This is a genomic window from Sutterella massiliensis, from assembly GCF_016899755.1.
Taxonomy (GTDB): Bacteria; Pseudomonadota; Gammaproteobacteria; order Burkholderiales; family Burkholderiaceae_F; genus Sutterella; species Sutterella massiliensis.
This window is the reverse complement of record NZ_JACJJC010000238.1, coordinates 1-540: the sequence shown is the minus strand read 5'-3', so window position 1 is coordinate 540 and position 540 is coordinate 1. Positions and strand designations below refer to the sequence as shown.

Genomic DNA, 540 nt, shown 5'->3' with positions numbered 1-540 from the left:
GCGAATGAGCACGAGCAAGCAGGTCGCCCATGAATACGGCATCGACGCGTGTCTTCTCGTCAAGACCCGAGCCGCTCGGAAGGTGCAAATGAGTACAGTCGATGCCGTTCTCAATGAGCCATCGTTCGACAACGACTGCGCTTGCCGTATTGGTATGTTCGTCGGAAAGCGCAAGAAACAGGCTTTGAGCGGCCGCGTTGAGCGAATCTTTATTTATCGAACGGACGATTTCGGGGAGCTGCGCAGAAAGTACCCGCGACACCGGTTCGTAATTAAGCCGCCAAGCAGGGGACTCGACGGTTGCGCGTGAAAGCAGTCGCCCCGTCCATTCGATGCCCATCTGTCGACAAACGGTGCGAATGAGGCGCTCGGCATACCGGTCCGCAGATTCAAGCGACAGATAGAGAGCCGCTTTGCCGAACTCTGAAGAAAAGCTGCCTCGAAAGAAAATTCGCACGGAACCGTCGCGTTCATGGGCGACCTCGGGATCCAGTCGCTTGTTCCAATCGACACAACGACCGCTTGAGAGCGGAACATATC

At 56.1% G+C, this 540-nt stretch carries 1 protein-coding gene; it reads right to left on the bottom strand.

The features are described 5' to 3' along the window. On the bottom strand, positions 1–457 hold a 457-nt coding region (locus H6A60_RS12360), incomplete at its 3' end, for a D-alanyl-D-alanine carboxypeptidase (RefSeq protein ID WP_205105063.1). Between the last annotated feature and the right edge of the window lie 83 nt (positions 458–540).